The organism is Aridibaculum aurantiacum, from assembly GCF_017355875.1.
GTDB lineage: Bacteria > Bacteroidota > Bacteroidia > Chitinophagales > Chitinophagaceae > Segetibacter > Segetibacter aurantiacus.
Genome location: NZ_JAFEWC010000001.1, coordinates 1,023,832 through 1,043,153 on the forward strand (window position 1 = coordinate 1,023,832; position 19,322 = coordinate 1,043,153).

17 protein-coding genes are annotated in these 19,322 nt (G+C 43.8%); 11 read left to right on the plus strand and 6 right to left on the minus strand.

The annotated features are described in order from the left end of the window. The first annotated feature begins 240 nt into the window (after window positions 1-240). The 3 genes from J4N22_RS04290 to J4N22_RS04300 all read left to right on the plus strand — a co-directional run bounded on the left by J4N22_RS04290 (window position 241) and on the right by J4N22_RS04300 (window position 3,310). Window positions 241-909: a response regulator transcription factor gene (locus J4N22_RS04290; protein WP_207492462.1), complete on the plus strand. Its 669-nt coding sequence runs from the start codon at window positions 241-243 to the stop codon at window positions 907-909. 213 nt (window positions 910-1,122) lie between these two features. Continuing rightward, window positions 1,123-1,968 carry an aminodeoxychorismate lyase gene (gene pabC, locus J4N22_RS04295; protein WP_207492463.1) on the plus strand — a complete coding sequence of 282 codons (846 nt, stop codon included), beginning with the start codon at window positions 1,123-1,125 and terminating at the stop codon, window positions 1,966-1,968. 31 nt (window positions 1,969-1,999) lie between these two features. Beyond that, window positions 2,000-3,310 carry a cryptochrome/photolyase family protein gene (locus J4N22_RS04300; protein WP_207492464.1) on the plus strand — a complete coding sequence of 437 codons (1,311 nt, stop codon included), beginning with the start codon at window positions 2,000-2,002 and terminating at the stop codon, window positions 3,308-3,310. Here J4N22_RS04300 and J4N22_RS04305 read toward each other — a convergent pair. Both J4N22_RS04305 and mqnB read right to left on the minus strand, forming a co-directional pair. After that, window positions 3,305-4,144, minus strand: a complete 840-nt coding sequence (locus J4N22_RS04305; RefSeq protein ID WP_207492465.1) for a 1,4-dihydroxy-6-naphtoate synthase — start codon at window positions 4,142-4,144, stop codon at window positions 3,305-3,307. The two genes, J4N22_RS04300 and J4N22_RS04305, sit on opposite strands and share 6 nt — an antisense overlap. 16 nt (window positions 4,145-4,160) lie before the next feature. Continuing rightward, entirely contained in the window at window positions 4,161-4,823 is a 663-nt protein-coding gene (mqnB, locus tag J4N22_RS04310; RefSeq protein WP_207492466.1) for a futalosine hydrolase, read from the minus strand. Window positions 4,824-4,903: 80 nt separating this feature from the next. Here mqnB and J4N22_RS04315 point away from each other — a divergent pair, with 80 nt between their 5' ends. The 4 genes from J4N22_RS04315 (at window position 4,904) to fabD (ending at window position 7,554) form a co-directional block, all read left to right on the plus strand. After that, window positions 4,904-5,314: a 6-pyruvoyl trahydropterin synthase family protein gene (locus J4N22_RS04315; RefSeq protein ID WP_207492467.1), complete on the plus strand. Its 411-nt coding sequence runs from the start codon at window positions 4,904-4,906 to the stop codon at window positions 5,312-5,314. Window positions 5,315-5,363: 49 nt separating this feature from the next. Next, entirely contained in the window at window positions 5,364-5,780 is a 417-nt protein-coding gene (locus J4N22_RS04320) for a 6-pyruvoyl trahydropterin synthase family protein (protein ID WP_207492468.1), read from the plus strand. 17 nt (window positions 5,781-5,797) lie between these two features. Next, window positions 5,798-6,394, plus strand: coding sequence for a GTP cyclohydrolase I FolE (gene folE, locus J4N22_RS04325; RefSeq protein ID WP_207492469.1), 597 nt, complete (start codon window positions 5,798-5,800; stop codon window positions 6,392-6,394). Window positions 6,395-6,663: 269 nt separating this feature from the next. Beyond that, a complete protein-coding gene (fabD, locus tag J4N22_RS04330; RefSeq protein WP_207492470.1) occupies window positions 6,664-7,554 on the plus strand; it encodes an ACP S-malonyltransferase in 891 nt (296 codons plus the stop codon). A 202-nt stretch (window positions 7,555-7,756) separates the two neighbouring features. On the opposite strand, the gene J4N22_RS04335 is transcribed toward fabD, so the two are convergent. Then, window positions 7,757-8,221, minus strand: coding sequence for a GNAT family N-acetyltransferase (locus tag J4N22_RS04335; RefSeq protein ID WP_207492471.1), 465 nt, complete (start codon window positions 8,219-8,221; stop codon window positions 7,757-7,759). A 158-nt stretch (window positions 8,222-8,379) separates the two neighbouring features. After that, window positions 8,380-9,609, minus strand: a complete 1,230-nt coding sequence (locus J4N22_RS04340) for a trans-sulfuration enzyme family protein (protein WP_207492472.1) — start codon at window positions 9,607-9,609, stop codon at window positions 8,380-8,382. Between the two features lie 74 nt (window positions 9,610-9,683). Between J4N22_RS04340 and J4N22_RS04345 the strand changes: the two genes are divergently transcribed. Continuing rightward, complete coding sequence (locus J4N22_RS04345; RefSeq protein WP_207492473.1) at window positions 9,684-10,175, plus strand: DinB family protein; 492 nt, start codon at window positions 9,684-9,686, stop codon at window positions 10,173-10,175. Here J4N22_RS04345 and J4N22_RS04350 read toward each other — a convergent pair. Together J4N22_RS04350 and J4N22_RS04355 are read right to left on the minus strand one after the other, a co-directional pair. After that, window positions 10,147-10,617 carry an NUDIX hydrolase gene (locus J4N22_RS04350; protein ID WP_207492474.1) on the minus strand — a complete coding sequence of 157 codons (471 nt, stop codon included), beginning with the start codon at window positions 10,615-10,617 and terminating at the stop codon, window positions 10,147-10,149. The genes J4N22_RS04345 and J4N22_RS04350 overlap by 29 nt on opposite strands. A 35-nt stretch (window positions 10,618-10,652) precedes the next feature. Beyond that, window positions 10,653-13,553, minus strand: coding sequence for a triple tyrosine motif-containing protein (locus J4N22_RS04355; RefSeq protein ID WP_207492475.1), 2,901 nt, complete (start codon window positions 13,551-13,553; stop codon window positions 10,653-10,655). 200 nt (window positions 13,554-13,753) lie between these two features. Between J4N22_RS04355 and J4N22_RS04360 the strand changes: the two genes are divergently transcribed. From J4N22_RS04360 to J4N22_RS04370, 3 genes are read left to right on the plus strand one after another with little or no spacing between them, the layout of a single operon-like run. After that, complete coding sequence (locus tag J4N22_RS04360) at window positions 13,754-16,858, plus strand: SusC/RagA family TonB-linked outer membrane protein (RefSeq protein ID WP_207492476.1); 3,105 nt, start codon at window positions 13,754-13,756, stop codon at window positions 16,856-16,858. Window positions 16,859-16,885: 27 nt separating this feature from the next. After that, entirely contained in the window at window positions 16,886-18,397 is a 1,512-nt protein-coding gene (locus J4N22_RS04365) for a RagB/SusD family nutrient uptake outer membrane protein (RefSeq protein WP_207492477.1), read from the plus strand. A gap of 23 nt (window positions 18,398-18,420) precedes the next feature. Further along, a complete protein-coding gene (locus tag J4N22_RS04370; protein WP_207492478.1) occupies window positions 18,421-19,299 on the plus strand; it encodes a hypothetical protein in 879 nt (292 codons plus the stop codon). Window positions 19,300-19,322 lie beyond the last annotated feature (23 nt).

Genomic DNA, 19,322 nt, shown 5'->3' on the forward strand with positions numbered 1-19,322 from the left:
TCTACAAAAACGGGGTTACTTTCACGGCAAATTTATCATAAGCCAATATATTATCCTTACGCACTTATACGCAAACTTTATCCTCACGATCAGGCAGTTAGATAGTAAAACCCCTTGATGTAGAACGCGTAGTTTTTCTAGTGCTGTTTCAGCAAAATAACCACCTGCTTTTTATCGTTATAAATAAATACCTTTCACCGGTTCCAGGAAAGATCCCAATTCTATAAATAAACATTCGTGATGAACTCTGACAACATTGGCAAGATCAAAGTGATAATAACAGATGATCATGCTCTTTTTAGAACAGGTGTAAAAGCCTCACTTTCACACTATACTGATATAGAAATGATAGGTGAAGCAGAGAATGGAATGCAACTGCTTAACCTGGTGAAGTTTCTTCAACCGGATGTTATATTACTTGATATCCAGATGCCAATTATGGATGGTATTGCTACGTTGCCCGAGGTGAAGAAAATACTGCCTAATGCCAAGATCGTAATGCTGACAATGAACGATGACGTGAGCATGATCAGCAAATTGATGGAAATTGGCGCTAACAGCTACCTCACTAAAAACAGCGATAGCGAAACAATTTACGAAGCCATCAAGACCGTGTACGAGAAAGAGTACTACTTTAATGAATATACCAACAAAGCTCTTTTAACCGGCCTGCGTAGCAAAAGAATGGTGGATACTTCCGTGCCGGAAGATGCGGAGCTGAGCGAAAAGGAACTACAGGTACTTAAGCTTATGTGCGATGAAAAAAGCACCAAAGAGATAGCCGATATAGTAGAAATAAGCCCACGCACAGTAGAGGCAATACGCGACAGGCTAAAAATGAAAACGGGGGCCAAAACAACTGCAGGTCTTATTTTATATGCAGTGAAACATGGAATCGTTGAAGGGTAGTTTGCAGTTCAAATTGAAAACAAGCACCATTAATAGGTTGTCTTATTGCAATACATCTCTAATTCATTTGATATAATTAACACATAGAAGCATAGATACAGTAGGTACATAGCTTCATCTACTTTCTCTAAATCTTAGAGTGTTCAATACATTAGCCTTATGTGCTCTATCCTCCTATGTCACTATGTGTTTAAATTGCAGAGACTGTAGGCTATGAGTAACTGGCTAAACTGGAATGGCACCATAGTAAAAGAGGAAGACGTTCATCTTTCTCCAGCCAATCGTTCGTTCAGGTTTGGGGATGGATGCTTTGAAACGATGAAGATGCTGAACAAGCAAATCGTGTTAATTGACCTGCACATGAACCGCCTCTTCCAGTCACTCCACCAACTACATTTTCTTGTACCTCCGGAATTTACACCCCATTTTATTCAGCAGGTTATTGCGGAACTGGCAGAAGCTAACAATCTGCATCATGCACGGGTGAGGCTAACCATATACAGGGGAGACGGTGGACTGGAAAACTTAATAAACCAGCAGCCACAGTACCTGATCCAGTTGTTTCCGCTACCAAATCAATATGATGCTATCAATGAAGCAGGTTTGGATCTTGGCATTTTCCGACAAGCAATAAAAGCTGCGGATAACTATTCAGGTATTAAGTCTAATAACTTTTTGCCGTATTCAATGGCTGCTATTTGGGCGCAGCAGCAGGGATTGAATGATGCCATATTATTAAACCAGGATGGTAGAGTAGCTGACACCACCATAGCCAATATTTTTATTGTAACCAATGGTGTAGTGCGTACACCAGCCTTGACTGAAGGATGTGTAGCGGGAGTTATGCGCAGTCATTTGTTGAACGAAATGCGGAAACAGGATATTCCAGTACAAGAAACACAAGTAACAGTTGAGGAACTGCTAAATGCTTCGGAAGTATTTGTCACAAATGCAATCCGCGGCATACAGTGGGTGCGACAGGTTGAAGTTTCCAACTACACAAATGACCTCGCCAGGTATTTTCACAAAAGCTTCGTGCAGCCATTGTTCGCTGGCTAAACATTGCAGCTAGTTTCGTGTTTCTACAACCATGAAACCCTCTATCAACATCTTCTGGTTCAGGCGCGACCTGCGGCTGAACGACAATGCCGGTTTATACCATGCCTTGAAAGCTGGGATGCCGGTGCTTCCTATTTTCATCTTTGATAAGCATATACTTGATCAGCTGGAGGATAAACACGACAAGAGGGTTTCGTTCATCTACCAGGCGGTGCTTGAGCTGCAAACAGAGCTGGAAAAGCACCAGAGTTCGCTCCATGTTCATTACGCAGAGCCACTAGATGTCTTCAAGCAATTGTCGCAGGAGTATAATGTGCAGGCTGTTTTTACCAATCATGATTATGAGCCTTATGCGCTGCAGCGAGATGCCGCAATCAAGGAGTTGCTACAACAGCATGGTTGCTCTTTCTTCTCTTATAAAGACCATGTGATCTTTGAGAAGGATGAGGTGATGAAACCTGCAGGTGGCGCATATACAGTATTTACACCTTATAGCCGCGTTTGGCTAAAAAAGCTGGATGAATTTTACCTTTCTTCTTACCCTGTAGATAAATACCTGCACCGCTTGTACCAGCAGCCGTCTCTGGTTATTCCTACACTGCAGCAAATGGGTTTTGAAAAGGCAGAAGGAGTGACTCCTCCAAAGCAGTGGAAACGGGAGATTATAAAAGATTATCATGCTACCAGGGATTTGCCTGCTGTAGCTGGAACATCACAGATGGGTGTGCACCTGCGGTTTGGAACAATCAGCATCCGCCATCTGGCAAAGGTTGCCAATGAAACAAACGCTACTTATTTAAGTGAGCTTATCTGGCGTGAGTTCTACCAGGCGATCTTATGGCATTTTCCGCACGTGGGGCAGGGGCTGGCTTTTAAACCTGCATACGATAAAATACCATGGCGACATAATGAAGCTGATTTTGAACGGTGGTGCAACGGGACCACTGGCTATCCCATAGTAGATGCCGGTATGCGCGAACTGAATGAAACAGGTTTTATGCACAACAGGATTCGCATGGTCACAGCCTCTTTTCTCACTAAGCACCTACTGATCGATTGGCGGTGGGGTGAAGCTTATTTTGCGCAAAAACTGCTCGATTATGAGTTTGCTTCAAACAATGGAGGCTGGCAGTGGGCAGCAGGCAGTGGTTGCGATGCTGCGCCTTATTTCAGGATATTCAATCCTTACCTGCAAACAAAAAAGTTTGATAAAGACCTTGTGTATGTGCGTAAGTGGGTGCCGGAGTTTGAAGATTTTTCTTATCCCAAACCTATGGTAGAACATGAAGTGGCGCGCAAACGTGCGCTGCAAGTATATGGCGAGGCGCTTAAGCCGTCATGAAATGAAAATATCTTCCTGGGCTATGTTGGCTGCAGGATGAATGGTTTTATAAACTTCCAGTAGTTTGCCCACCGCTGCTTTGCCCTCGTCTCCCAGGCGTAGCGAGTAATTATTTACATATAGATCAATATGCTGCTGCATCACCTGCTGGTCCATTTCCTGTGCGTGCTCCTGCACATACGGCGGCAGTTCACCCACATGATCAAATGCATATTGAAGGCTTTGCTGAATTAGCCGGTCTACCTGCAGCAACACCTCTTTTGGTAAAATTCTCTTTCCGACGATGCCGCCTAAAGGAATAGGAATATTCGTCTGCTGTTCCCAGTATTCGCCAAGGTCCAGCAACTTCTTTAGTCCCTTTTGCTGGTAGGTAAAACGATTTTCATGAATGATTACACCAGCATCTACTTCACCTTTGATCACTGCATTTTCTATTTCATGAAACACCTTGAAAACCTTTTTTTTGGCAGACGGAAAGGCATAAGAGAAAAGGAGGTGTGCTGTAGTGTTTTCGCCGGGAATAGCTATGGTGAAATCTGAGACCGGTTTCTGAATATCCTGGATCTCGTTGGTGCTCACAAGCAGCGGTCCTACACCTTTGCCCAATGCACCTCCACTATTCAGCACCTGGTATTTTTGCAGCAACAACGGCAGCACCCCATAACTGATCTTGCTGATATCAAGCTTTTCCTGCAGCGCCCACTGGTTGAGTGTCTGCACATCCTCCAGCACCACCTCGAACTCATAGCCTTGCGTATCAATCTTGCCGTTTACAAGTGCATCAAAAATGAATGTGTCGTTGGGGCAGGGGCTAAAACCTAAGGTCAGTTTCATCTATTGTTTTTTTAGATCAGCTTAGCGGTAGCGCAGCCAGTAAGCGTACAACTTCCGCCGAAAGATTGTCAAGTGCCTGGCGGATTTGCCACTTGCTCTTGTCTCTTTCTCCAACGTAGTTGCTGATGGCCTTTAGCTGCACGAAAGGCGTTTGCGTTTGCAAACCTACATAATGCAAGGCAACGCCTTCCATGGTTTCGATGGCTGCATCGTATTTCTGCTGTAGTTGTTGTATTCGCCTAGGTCGGGTGGTTATTTCATTAATGGTAACGGCAGTTACTGCTTTGATACTTTTTAGAGGAAGCTTATCCAGCCATGGATTTACGAGTGCTTTTTTCGTATATGGAAAAATATCCTGCTGCTGCAGCCCGAGGTCAAATAGGTCGGAAAGTGCGCCATTTTCTTCCACCAAAAGATCGCCGCTACAGTCGTTTGCCACATATACTACCTCCGCCAGTTGTAGATTATTACTTAAAGCCCCGGCTATCCCTACTTGTATTATAAGGTCAGGCTGTTGCTGTTGAATAAGCGTAGAAAGGGCGTAAGTGGTGTGTAAGATGCCAATGCCGCTGGTGTGAAAGCTAATTTCATGGCGTGTAAAAGCATCTCCTTGCTGCTGTAAATTATCCTTGATCCGCTGCCACTCCATTTGCGTAGCAGCCGAAATAACCACTTTCATATGTTAAAGGTCGGGCTAAAACCAAAGCTGCCAATGCTTTTAGGCTTCAAATATTACCTTTGCCGAAATTTTTGTGCAGAATGGTGTATCTCACCCGATTAGAACATTTCAACGCGGCTCATAAACTTTACAACCCTAACTGGAGCAAAGAAAGGAACGAAGAGGTATTTGGTGTATGTGCTAACGAGAACTGGCATGGCCACAATTTTGATCTATATGTCACCATTAAAGGAAAGGTAGATCCGGATACAGGTTTTTTGTTTGACGTAAAGAAGTTGAGCACCATCATCAGGGAGAACGTGATCAGGAAAGTAGACCATAAGAACCTGAATATGGATGTTGATTTTTTACAAGGTAAAATGTGCAGTACTGAAAACCTTGCCATTGGTATATGGGAGCAACTGCAACCACACCTGCCGGCAAATGTTCAGTTGCATTGCATAAAGCTTTACGAAACGCCACGCATTTATGTGGAATATTTCGGTAAGTAACCAACTGCTGTGAACCATATTATTTAACCGGTGTTATTCCAGGCAGCTTATGACAGCAAACAAGGTAGCGGTTTTTAGAAAGGAACATTTTAATGCAGCGCACAGGCTTTTCAACCCGGCATGGCAGGACGAGCAGAACAGCAAGGTGTTTGGCAAATGCAGCAATCCAAATTTTCATGGTCACAATTATGAACTGGTGGTAAAGGTGGTAGGTGTACCCGACCCTGTTACCGGTTTTGTGATAGACCTGAAATTTTTGAGTGACCTGGTGCAGGAGCATGTGCTCAACCGTTTTGATCATAAGAACCTGAATGTAGAGGTAGCAGAATTTGCTACCATGAATCCTACCGCTGAGAATATTGCAATTGTAATATATAACACGCTCCGTCCGCACATAGACCAGCAGCACGACCTGCAGGTGAGGCTGTACGAAACAGAGCGAAACTTCGTGGAATACCCCGCATAACTTTTAATTATACCAACATGGCATATAAAAAATCTGAAGCATACGATGAAGATATAACCGCAGCGCTGGCTAAAAACTACCGCGAATCAATAGCCCTTTTGGGTGAGGACCCGGATAGGGAAGGGCTGCAAAAAACGCCTGAAAGGCTGGCGAAGGCTATGCAGTTTTCTACGCAGGGTTACCAGCAGGATGCACATGAGATACTGAACTCAGCTAAATTTCATGAAGAAGTGAGCGAGATGATCATTGTAAAGGATATAGAGATCTATAGTCTGTGTGAGCATCACCTGGTGCCTTTTTATGGCAAAGCGCACGTGGCTTATATTCCTAACGGCTGGATCACCGGCTTGAGCAAAATAGCACGCGTGGTAGACGTATATGCACGCAGGCTGCAGGTGCAGGAGCGAATGACAACACAAATTCTTCAAGCTATACAGCAAACACTGAATCCATTAGGAGTAGCAGTTGTGATAGAAGCGGCTCACCTGTGCATGATGATGCGCGGCGTGCAAAAGCAGAATTCTTTCACCACCACATCAGCTTTTTCTGGTCAATTTGAAAATGATGTTACCCGAAGCGAATTTCTGAAGTTGATATCTTCTAAACTACATTAATAAGAGCCCGCTGAAAAGCGGGTTTTTTGTTTATATAACTGGTGGAACTTTTACGCCAAGCTGAAAAGCTTGGTCACCGTACAAGTGTGCGACCCCGAAAATGTAACGGGGCAGGCGCAACCGGAGTTCAGAAAAGATTCTGATGTTGGCAACCAAAAATTATTGATACCTGGAACATTGGGGTGTAGGCAAGTTTAGAAACAGCATTGAATTATGCACCACAGGTGCTGAAGCCGCATCAACACTTATTTTTACGCAAATTATTTTTCATGAAGCACGCATACATTTTTCCTGGCCAGGGTAGCCAGTTTGCTGGAATGGGCAAGAACCTTTACGAAAGCAATGAACAGGCTAAGGAAATGTTTGAACAGGCCAATGAGATACTTGGTTTCAGGATTTCGGATATTATGTTTGGTGGTACCGACGAGGAGCTGCGCCGTACGGATGTGACGCAGCCGGCGGTTTTTATACATTCTGTGGTGGCTTATAAAACTATTGCAGGTGCCACGCCTGATATGGTTGCAGGTCATTCACTGGGTGAGTTTTCGGCGCTGGTGGCTAATGGCGCCTTGTCGTTTGCCGACGCACTAAAGCTGGTGAGCATAAGGGCAAAGGCGATGCAGCGTGCCTGCGAACTAAATCCTTCTACCATGGCTGCTGTACTGGCTTTGGATGACGAGAAGGTGGTGGAAATATGCGCGGAAGTAGCCAAAGAAACAGGAGAAGTAGTGGTGGCAGCCAATTTCAACTGCCCGGGTCAATTGGTAATAAGCGGATCGATAAAAGGAATAGAAGTAGCCTGCGAAAGAATGAAGGCTGCGGGTGCTAAACGCGCTTTGGTACTGCCTGTAGGCGGAGCATTTCACAGCCCGCTGATGGAGCCAGCGAAGGAAGAACTGGCGGCGGCAATTCAAGCGGTTACCATCCACCAGCCAAGCTGCCCGGTGTACCAGAACGTGGTTGCAGCGGCAGTTACTGATGCTGATCAGATAAAGCAGAACCTGGTGAACCAATTAACAGGTGCTGTGAGATGGACGCAGAGCGTACAAGCAATGGTAGCAGATGGTGCTACACAATTCATTGAGGTAGGGCCTGGTAAGGTACTGCAAGGGCTGGTTGGTAAAATAGATAAGGCTGCTGTTACTTCTGGTATAAGCTGATCTTCATTCGAAAAAATCTTTTTTAGCTGATGTAAATCATCTTTTTTGCAAAAAAAGTAGATGAAGAGGCTGTTAAAGAAAACCTAATGGCTTATATTCGACCTCGCAAAGCGGCCTGCCATACCCGCTGGTTAAAAAGATTTCTAAGGATACTATTCGCACATGAGAAGTGTGGACCCTGCAAAAGCGGGGTCCTTTTGTTTTATGGCACTATTGAGCAGTTGATCCACTCACCGTCGAAGCTGGCGTTGTACTTCTTATAGAATTGTATGGCAGGTTCGTTCCATTCCAGCACTTGCCATACTATGCCGTGCAGGTTTCTTTCTTTTGCTTCAACTATCAACTGGTCGAAAAGCATTTTGCCAATGCCCTGGCAGCGCATTTTTTCTGTTACCACGATATCTTCCAGGTACATCCGCTGCCCTTTCCATGTACTGTACCTGATGTAGTAAAGGGCAAATGCATGGATCTGTTCTACGCCTTCTTCTACAGATGTGGCTACAAAAGCCCACCACACCGGTTGCTGTCCAAAGCCACTTTCAATGAAATGATCTAACGAAACAGTGACTTCGTTGGGTGCTTTTTCATAATCTGCCAGTTCCTGCACCAGCTCCATTATGCGTGCGCAGTCTTCTTTCTTTGCTCTTCTTATAGTTATGTCGGTCATTGGTAAAAATGGTTTGTTGTCTCTGTTTCTGGTGAATGGTGAATTGTGAATGGTGAAAAGTGAAGGGGCTTTTGATTTCTGACTATTACCTTGGCTATTGACCATTGACTTTTGGTCCATTGACTATTGACAATTCAATATTGACAACCCTATACCTTCTATCCTTCAAGCGCCTGCTCCAGGTCTGCAATAATATCCTCTACACTTTCAATGCCTACGCTCATTCTTATCAATCCATCGGTTATGCCATACTGAAGCCTTTCCTGTGCGCCAACACCATAATGTGTCATAGATGCAGGATGCGAGATCAGGGTGTCTACACTGCCTAGAGATACAGCACGAATACACATCTGCAGCTTGTTGATGAACTTAATGCCTGCATCCAACCCGCCTTCTAATTCAAAGCTTACCATAGCGCCTGGTTGGCTCATTTGCTTTTGTGTAATAGCAAATCCTGGATGCGTAGGCAGACCATTATAATTAACATGCGCAACTGAAGGATGCTGTTGCAGGTACTGCGCTACCTGTTTAGCATTGGCGCAGTGTCGGTCCATACGTATCTCTAATGTTTTCAAGCCCTGTAGCAACAGGAATGCATCGAAAGGATTGCTGCTGCCACCTATTAGCCGGTGCCACTTGGTAGCTTTTGTTTTCATGAAATCCAGGTCCTTTCCCAGCAGCACGCCACCTATAGCAGTGCCGTGTCCATTCAGAAATTTAGTGGTTGAATGAAAAACGAAATCAGCGCCCAGTGCAAATGGCCGCTGCAGGTAAGGCGTAGCAAAAGTGTTATCAACCGAAACAATGCAGTTGTATTTTTTAGCTATTGCACTTATGGCTGCTATGTCTATACATTGAATGGTAGGATTGGCTGGTGTTTCTATATGCACAAGCTTTATTGCAGGGTCTTGCTTAAGCAGCGCTTCCACTTCGTCAGCATTTCGCATATCGCTGATGATGGCTTCTATACCACATTCCTTCAGCACCTTTGTTACCAGTTCATGTGTGCCGCCATACAAGCTATAATGGCTAAGCATTTTATCACCTGCGGACAAGTTACTCATGAACAATGTAGTCATTGCTGCCTGGCCGCTTGCATGCAGTATAGCTTTTACCTGTAGTGGTTGTCCATTGTCATCTTTTACTTCGTACGTTTCCAGTGCTTCAATCACTCTTTCGGCATCAGCAAAAGTGGGATTGCCCCAGCGGCTGTAAACATAGCCTTCCTGCTGCCCGGAAAAGCGTTCCATGCCTTGCTGCGCTGTATCAAACACAAAGGTGGAGCTTGCATAAATAGGCGTGGTATGCGCTGAATTAGGATGTAGATTATTGTGGGCATGTAATGCTGCTGAACTAAATCCTTTCGTTGTAAATGTTTTATCGGCCATAGCGCAAACTTTTCCTGTAGGTGTTGTAAATAAAACGGAAAGTAGCATTTTTACATCCTGCTAAACCACATAAGGTGAAGGAAATTTTTAATCAATATGCTGCATACAATGTATGGGCTAACCAGCGGCTGGTAGATGTTATTCTTTCGTTACCACCTGAATTACAAGTACAAGAGGTGTTTAGTAGCTTCAATAGTCTGCATCTTACGCTTAGTCATATGTGGTATGCAGAAAGTATATGGTGGCAGCGGCTGAAGCTTGTAGAAAACCCACAGAAAATTGCAGTTGATGTATTGGAAGTGGAAGCAACCTGTAACGGTCTACTGAAGCAGTCGCGGCAATGGGAGGAATGGGTAAATAAAAGTACCGAAGCTGCATTAGCACATGAATTCGTTTACCGCAACAGCAAGAAGGAGCAGTTTAAGCAGCCAGTATCACAGGTGTTGTTGCACATGTTCAATCATGCTACCTATCATCGTGGTCAGCTGGTAACCATGCTTCGTAACCTGGGTGTTGAGAAGATTCCTTCTACTGATTTCATAGAATTTTCGCGGAGGAAAAAATAGCTTGTGCCTGCCGCAAGATCTTTTGCTGTTCGGGCTTGGAGGCTTTACTGATGGCAGCATCAAGCGGTAGCCAAACCTTTTGCCGATCATCCTGTGGCTTAGTTGTTCCGGAAAATTGTACCAGGTAAAAAGCTGTTCGTGTAGGAATGATGAACTTCTTATGACCATTGGCATGGCCGATCTTTTGCTTTGCAATACCCGTTACTCCCGCTTCTTCAGCCACTTCACGCAAAGCAGTTTCTTCTTCTTTTTCACCTGCTTCCACATGCCCTTTTGGTAGTACCCACCGCATCGGGTTCGACTTTGCAGTTACCAGCAGTACTTCTGGTTTTTCATTTTTGATCCTGTACACCACGCCTCCTGCATGCGTTGTTTTGGAAGTGCGGTTTAAGAGGCGGAGGGCAATCAATATTATAACTATTACGATGATGAGGTATAGCATGGCGGTAGCTATACTAAGAAGGTGCCAGCTGCCTATTAGTTTGCTTCAATGGTGGGTTGTGCAGTGGCTTGTATCAAAAAGTCGAATAAGCTTACATCTTTGGCTATCTCTAATTTTTTTCTGAGCCTGTACCTGCTTATTTCTACACCTCTTACAGAAATATTCATCATTTGCGCTATCTCTTTTGTACTTAGGTTCATACGCAGGTAAGCACACAACTTCATCTCGTTGTTGCTTAGCAATGGGTAACGCTTCTTTAATGTTACCAGGAAGTCGCTATGAACTTTATCAAAGTGAATGGAAAAATGTTCCCACTGTTCATCCATCCGTTCTTCATCGCTTATTGTTCTAAGTATTTTTTTAAGCTCATCTTTTTCATCTACTACCGAAGTTTTCAGCTTCAGCATCTGGTCTTTCACTTTTCCTAGCAGTTCGCCTTTTTGCACCAAGTGCATAGCAGTAGAGGCAAGTTCTGTATTCTTGTGTTGTATCTCTGCTTCCAGCTTCTCATTGCGTAGCTTTACCAGTTCCTTTTCATTCTTTTCCAGTTCCAATTGGTGCAGGTATTGTAGGCGCTTTTGTTCTTCTTCATACATCAGTTGTTGCGCCTTAAATTTCTTCTTTTGCAGAATATAATACCAGTAGCCAGCGAAGAACACCATGCATGTATACAGGAAATACGCCCAATATGTCTGGTACCACGGGGGCAATACGGTAAAGCTGTAGTTGCTGGTGGCCGATTCGTCACCCAGGTTGTTTCTTGCTTTTACTTTGAAGGTGTAGTTGCCGGCAGGTAGGTTCGTGTATTCTTTTTCTGCACGTGTAGTATATTCCGACCATTTCTCATCAAAACCTTCCAGGAAGTAGCTGTATTCTATGTTGGATTGCTGGGCATAAACAGGCGCAGCATAAGCAAAATGAAAAGAATTCCACGAGTGGCTGATGTTCACTTTTTTAGATGAGCCTTTTATTGTTTCATTTACTTCACCGCTGTAGCCACCATACAGCACACTATCTTTTTCGTTGAAGGCTTTTACCAGTACTACCTGCACTTGCAAAGGATACTCAAGTTGTTTGTATTGATGGTAATTAATATGGTAAAAACCTTTTTCGCCGCCAACCAACACATTTCGTTCATCTATAGGGTAAATGAACTCGAAACCGCTTACAAACTGATTTGTAAGTTCAGGCAAGTATAGCATCTGCGGCTTATCATTTGAAAGATCAAGTACCCCAAGTATTTTATCAAACACAAACCAGATATTTCCTTGTTGATCTTCCTTCAGGTAGCGTATGTTTTTGCCGGCAAAAAACTGGTTGTAATAAGGTGAAGGTTCAAAAACATCCTTGGCGCTGTTGTACTCATATACGCCATTTTCGCTGGTGAGTACAAGGCCGTTCTTAATCTTAAAAATGAAGTTTCCATTATTAGAAAAAACACCTTCTTTTGAAGCATATCTTTTTGTGGTGACCTTATCGCCACTTACAGTTACTTTGAAAATGCCCTTATATGGATGTGCTATCCAGATGTTGCCATTGTCAATTACCACAAAGCGGGCAGACTCAAAATGTGCTACTAGTTTTGATTTTCCAAACTGCCCATTGTTGTAATTGTAAAAGTTGATCCCGTTGTAAGTGCCACTTACCATGAGAGAAGAGGGTAGTATATTATTGTATGGCAGGAACCCCCAGTATCCCGACGACTTATCTATTGGTAGTACAGTGTTTTCTTTAACCAAAAAGGCTCCATCATGGTGGCCCATCAGCAATTGATTGTTTACTTCAGACAGGTTCCATACCTGGCCATCGCTGTTCGCCAGGTGTTGAAAATTACCTTTTACAAAACTCAGGTCCGGCGCATCTTCCAATTTTACTTTATACAGGCCATTCGAGGTGCCGATAAACAATTCATTGTTGTAAATATGTGCAGCATAACCAGAGCCTTCATTCAGGTAGTCGGAGTAAATATGCTTGATGGCATTGTTGTACGATATGAAGTCAATGCCGTTATCCAACCCTAACCATAGGTTCTTTTCTTTGTCAAGAAAAATGTCGAGAATGTTGTTATTCTGCAGTCCTTCCTTTCGCGTAAAACTTTGGATAAGATTCCCTTTTTTATCAATGATGAAACAGCCGGCAAGATTGGTAGCAATTGCTATATGGTCTTTATTGACCATGGTTGCACACGAGATATTTTTATCTGAAATGGTTTGTAAAAAACCAGAAGAAAATTTAGTGGCCTTATTTCCTGAAATGATAAACAGCCCATTTTTCAATGTTGTCAATAATGAACTGTCGCAGCCTATAGGAGTTAGCGAAGTGGCAAAATAGTCTACGGGTAATTCTGATTCTTGTAAAAAAGGGCTCCACAGGCCGTTCTTAAATTCCAGGAGTCCCTTTTGCTGGTCTTGCGCCATCAGCCGATCCTGGCTAACACCTATAAAACGCCAATGGTTGCTTTTGTAGACCGTACAGTTATTACCACTTAGCTGGAAAATCTTATTGCTGGTTTGGAAGAAAATCAGATCACGATAAAAATATATCTCCCAAACATCTGTAAACCAGTTTTCATTAGCCGGAACGAGGTGCTTTAAGGAATGGTATGCCAGTTGACCATTATTGGTTGAGGTAAAGTATCCAAATTCATCCTGTCCACCAACGTACAGCCGGTCATCTGGGCCAAAGGCAAGTGATCGAATAATAGTTTTGTTTGGTAGGGGGTAGTTTTTCCAGTTGATACCGTCGAAGGTGAGTAAGCCATCATTATTGGCTATGTATAACCTGCCTTTCCTGTCCTGGATAATCTGCCTGTTTTGAGCGCCAGCTTTATATTTCTCTTTTGAATGATTGATTATATCGGGTAAGCCTATAGTATTCTGGCTAGCAGCGGTAAGTGCATAAATAGAAAGCAAAAACAGTAGTAATACTTTTTTCACTGGCAGCAGTTTCGTTAATGTGAAAGTAAGTTTTTTATCATGATGTAGTAATGATGTAGTGGATTTCTATAGAAAATCAAGGTTTTGTGATAGATGATGTAGTAGTGATGTAGTAGTAAATGCAGGAAATGAAGCTGCCCAGCCTACTTTTAACCTGTCATATAAACGACCCATTTTACCTCACTAACAAATGCTTGTGTATGAAAGTCAAAAATGTCCTCTTGCTGTTTGCGCTACTTTTTCTGCAGCTCACAGCAATCTACTCTCAATCGTTACAAGTCTCAGGAAGGATCACTTCCAAAAACAACACCCAACCTTTGGTTGGAGCCACTGTAGGCGTAAAAGGTACTAACATAGCCACTGCCACAGATAACAACGGGCAGTACACGCTCCTGGTACCCTCACCCAATTCTGTATTAGTAGTTACTTACCTGGGCATGCAGGTAGAAGAGCGGCCGGTAAACAACCAGCCAGTGCAGGACTTTAACATGAACGAAGCCACCAGCAACCTTGGAGAGGTAGTAGTGGTTGGATATGGCGTTCAGCGGAAGAGCCTGGTTACAGGTGCTATTTCTTCCATTAAAAGTGAACAGATTTCTTCTGTAACAAATACACGTATTGAGCAGGCAATGCAAGGACGTGTAGCCGGTGTGCAGATTGTTCCTACTTCTGGTCAGCCAGGTGCAGGTTTGAACATTCGCATACGCGGTACAGGATCTAATCGTAATTCCTCACCTCTATTTATTATAGATGGTGTACGTGCCGGCGGTATAGAGTCGCTGGATCCTTCCGAAGTAGCTTCTATAGAAATATTGAAAGATGCGGCTTCTGCAGCTATTTATGGTGCGGAAGGTGCAAATGGTGTTGTGATCATAACCACTAAAACAGGTAAAAGAAATTCATCTGAAATCAGCTACCAATCGCAGGTGGGTGTACAGTCGGTAAAAGATGATTTCATTAAGATGATGAATGCACAACAATACCAGCAGTACCTGGCTGAAGCTAATGTTGCTGGAAGGCCAACACCAGCTGAAGCAGCACGCGTAGGAGAAGGAACAAACTGGCTGCGGGAAGTGCTGCAGACTGCTCCGCAACATCACCATTCACTTACCTTCAGTGGAGGATCAGAAAGATCTACTTATTTAATTAATGGTAACCTGTTTTCGCAGGAGGGTATTGTAGGTGGTGATAAAAGCCGTTTCCAGCGTTATACCTTCAGGGTAAATACTGATAACAAGATCAAGTCTTGGTTGAATGTTGGTAACCGCTTTGTTTACTCCCACCACAGGCGCCGCGCTATTTCTGACAATAATGAATTTGGTTCTATACTATCCAGCGCGCTGGTGATGGATCCAACCACCCCTGTAATATACCAGCAGGGTGCTACGCTTCCTATGCATGTTCAAAATGCTATTGCAGCTGGTAAACCGCTACGTGTAGATGCTAATGGTAATATATACGGTATATCAAATTACTTGCGTGGCGAGTATGGAAACCCGCTGGCTCGTATTGATATGGCAAGGGGTGAAAATGTACAGAACAAAATTGTAGGTAATGCTTTTGTGGATATTGAACCATTCAGTGGTTTCAAGTTTACTTCCCGCTTCAGTATTGATGCTGCATTTCAAACCGGCCATGGCTGGACACCAACTTTCTGGTTTAGCGATGAAAGCCAAAATACCATTGCTAACGGATATGATTATAGCAACAACTGGTTTACATGGCAGCTGGAGAACTTTGCCAACTACCAAAGAAAATTTGGATCGCACAATGTTAACCTGCTAGCTGGTGTTTCTGCACAAAAAACAAGAGAATACCATATTGGAGGAAGCTATTCTGGCTTATTTAAAGAAGAAGATAAATTCTCTTATGCTGACTTTGTTCCAGATCTGAATGACAGGATAGGTAGTATTGGTTTCAACCGCACACTCGCTTCCTTCTATGGTCGTGTAAATTACGACTACAACAACAAGTACTTGTTTGCTGCTACACTTCGTCGCGATGGATCTTCGTTGTTTGCACCAGGCTACCAGTGGGGAACTTTCCCTTCTGTATCTGCAGGTTGGGTGTTCTCAAATGAAAACTTCTTCCCTGCTTCATTTTCCCGCACTATGAACTATGGTAAGCTGAGAGCCAGCTGGGGACAGAATGGTAGCTTATCAAGCGTAGGCTTGGGCGAATGGATGAACTCTATAGGTGCAGGATTGATCTACCCTGACAACGGGGGAAATTTATTGGTGGGTGCAGCTCCAACAAGCCTGGCGTATCCGCAGCTTACATGGGAAACAAGTGAGCAGGTGGATATAGGTGCTGATTTTGCCTTCTTTAACAACAGGCTGACCCTGACCATGGACTATTACAAGAAGACAACAAAAGACCTTCTGACAGCAGGTAATGCACCAATGTTCGCCGGCAATTTCCTTAGAACAGTAAATGCTGGTACAGTAGAAAACACAGGTTTCGAATTTGAACTGGCTTATAACAACAGGCCCAATGGTAACCTGTTTAACTATGAAGTAGGATTGAATTTCTCTACACTGAAAAACCGGGTTACATACCTTGATCCTAACTCGCCAATCTTATTTGGTGCAGGTATAGGCACTGGTTGGTCTGCAACAGCTATGCAGGTGGGAGAGCCAATATGGTACTTTAATGGATACAAAACACAAGGCATCTTCCAAACGCAGGCAGAGGTGAACAACTACCTGAACAAAACAGGAATCACGGGCTACAATCCAAAGCCAGGTGAACCAATAGTAGTAGATGTAAATGGTGATAAACAAATTTCACCTGCTGATATGACCAATATAGGTAGCCCTCATCCGGACTTCCTGTTTGGCGGTCGCGTTAATCTATCGTATAAAGGATTTGACCTGCTTGTTTTTGTACAGGGCCAGGTAGGTAATGAGATCTTAATGGGCTTCAATCGTACTGACCGTTCTACAGCCAACAAGCCTTATTTCTTTTATGCTAATCGCTGGACCGGTCCGGGAAGCACCAATACATGGTTTGCTGCCAATACTTCAAACCCTTACATCTATAATAGCGACCTGATGATCTTTGATGGCTCGTTTGCACGCATACGCCAGTTGCAGTTAGGCTACACTTTGCCGCGCAATGTGCTCAATCGCATCCGTACGAAAAATGCAAGATTGTATGTAACACTTGATGATTGGTTCACTTTTACACGCTACCCAGGTGTAGACCCTGAGGGTGGAAGCAATGGAGGAAACAGTATAGGCATAGACAGGGGAGGTTATCCTATTCCTCGCAGGGCTATGGCTGGAATTTCCATCACGTTCTAAACCATTCACTAACTCAAATTACCAGAAATGAAAAAGTTTATTATAAGGATATCCCTGCTTTGCCTGCCACTGTTTATGTTTGGCGGCTGTAAAAAATTCCTTGATCAAGAAGTGCCAGGAGCGTTTCCTGAACAGGATTTCTACAAGACAGATAATGATGCTACACAGGCTGTGAACGGGGTGTATGATATGATGCAGGCACACTATAACAACAACTGGGCAAGCCTGTATATGATAAAAACGCTGCTGTCTGACGAAAGTAATGCTGGTGGAAATGATGCCGGCGACCAGCCGGGCTATCAAACCATTGATGATTACAATTTTGATGCTACCAACGATAAGATCCGCGATGCGTGGAGAATGTGCTACTTCACAATTTACCGTGCTAACAAAGTGATCAACCGCACAGAGCCTACCACTGAAATGCGCAGGAGGCTGATAGCTGAAGCAAAATTCCTGAGAGCTTACAATTACTTTGAGCTTGCTTCTCTCTGGGGCGATGTTCCGATGATATTGAACGATGTGTCGCCATCATCTTATACATCTACAGGCAGAACTACAAGAGCTAATGTATATGCACAGGTAGAAAAAGACCTTGCTGAGGCTATTCCTGTTCTTCCTACAAAATCTACTTATAGTGTAGCTGACAGGTTTAGAGTATCTAAAGGATCTGCACAGGCAATGCTAGGCAAGGCTTTGCTTTACCAGCAAAAATGGGGTGAGGCAGTCACTCAATTCGAAGCAGTGATCTCATCAAATCAATTCAGCCTTGAGCCATCTATAGGTAAAGCATTTTCGAAAGCAGGTGAATTTGGTAGCGAGTCATTATTTGAAATTTCTTATACCGCAGAACGTAGTTACGATTGGGGCAACTTCCCCTGGGGTGGTGCGCCTGAAAGTAATATTCACATACAATTGATGGGGCCTCGTGGTGATTTCTATACCAAGGCGCCATCAGACTCTTTAATAGGTGGTTGGGGTTTTGTTCTTCCAAAACAAAAACTATGGGATGCATACGTGGCTGCAGGCGATGTAAACAGGCGTAGGCAAACAGTGATGTCTGCTGTAGAATTAATAGCTGCAGGTGGTAACTGGAGCAACCCGACAGCTTATGATTACGAAGGTTATTTCCAGCGTAAATACGGATCATTTGCTTCACAAACCGGTGCTCCAATCAGCGAGTTGAACTATGGCACTAACTGGCGCCACCTTCGCTATGCCGACGTTTTACTCATGGCTGCCGAAGCTCATTTCAGGGCAGGCAATGAAGGCAAAGCAAGAGAATATATAAACCTGGTAAGGCAGCGTTCTGGTTTGGGTATTATCTCAGCTACAGGTAACAATCTTTTCCAGGCTATAGTAACAGAAAGGCAACTTGAGCTAGCATTTGAAGGAGTTCGCTATACAGATCTTGTTCGCTGGGGGCTGGCAGTACAGGAACTGGGTGCGCTTGGTTTCAGATCAGGAAAGCACGAGCTGTTACCTATTCCTATTTATGATGTAAATACTGGCGGCCTTTCCCAGAACGCTGGTTATTAATTCTACACTCCAAACTTTGCTTTATGAAAAAAATATTAGCACACACAACGCTATTCATTCTTATACTTTCGGCTTTTGCATCGTGCAGGTACAAGGTACAAGACCTGATGGCTCGGCCATCTGCAAGTTTTACTGTTACACCAATCAGCAACCAGGTGAACAGGTATGTTCTTACCAGTAATTCTACCAATGGTTTCCGGTACGATTGGGATAAGGCTACAGGTAATTATGTACAAGGAAATGCTACCGATACAGTATACTTTCCTGATAAGGGAACATACCTGGTAAAACTGCTGGTGTACGGGCAAGGCGGCATGGATAGCACTTCCCAGGTAATTAATGTGGCTGCCGACGATCCTGCTGCTATTACGCCATTGAAGCTTCTAACCAATAACAGCAGTCGTACCTGGAAGCTGGCAAGTGAAGCCAATGCACTGTGGATTGGCCCAAGTGATTTTAGCGCTACCTGGTGGGGAAATGGTGTTGGCGACATCACTGGTAGATCATGCCAATGGAATGATGAGTATACATTCAAGTTAGCCGGTCGTGAACTGGTGTACGATAGCAAAGGTGATTTCTACGTAGACGAGGAAAATGGTGCAGCATGGCCTGCAGGTATGCCTGCTGCCGGATGTTATCCTAACAGTGCCATTCCTGCTCAGTACCAGGCTTGGGCCAATAGCGCCACATTTACATTTGAAATAATCAACAACAACAAGCTAAAGCTGAATGGCACAGGTGCACACATGGGAGTATATAAAGCAGGCAATCCACCAGATGCTGCCCTGGCTGCACCAGCATCATCCGTTACCTACGATATAGTTTCTATTACTGCTAACCGCTTAGTATTGAAACTTGATTATGGCTGGGGTGCATGGCGCTTTACCTACACTGCTCAATAGTTGCTTTAACCAAATTATCAAGT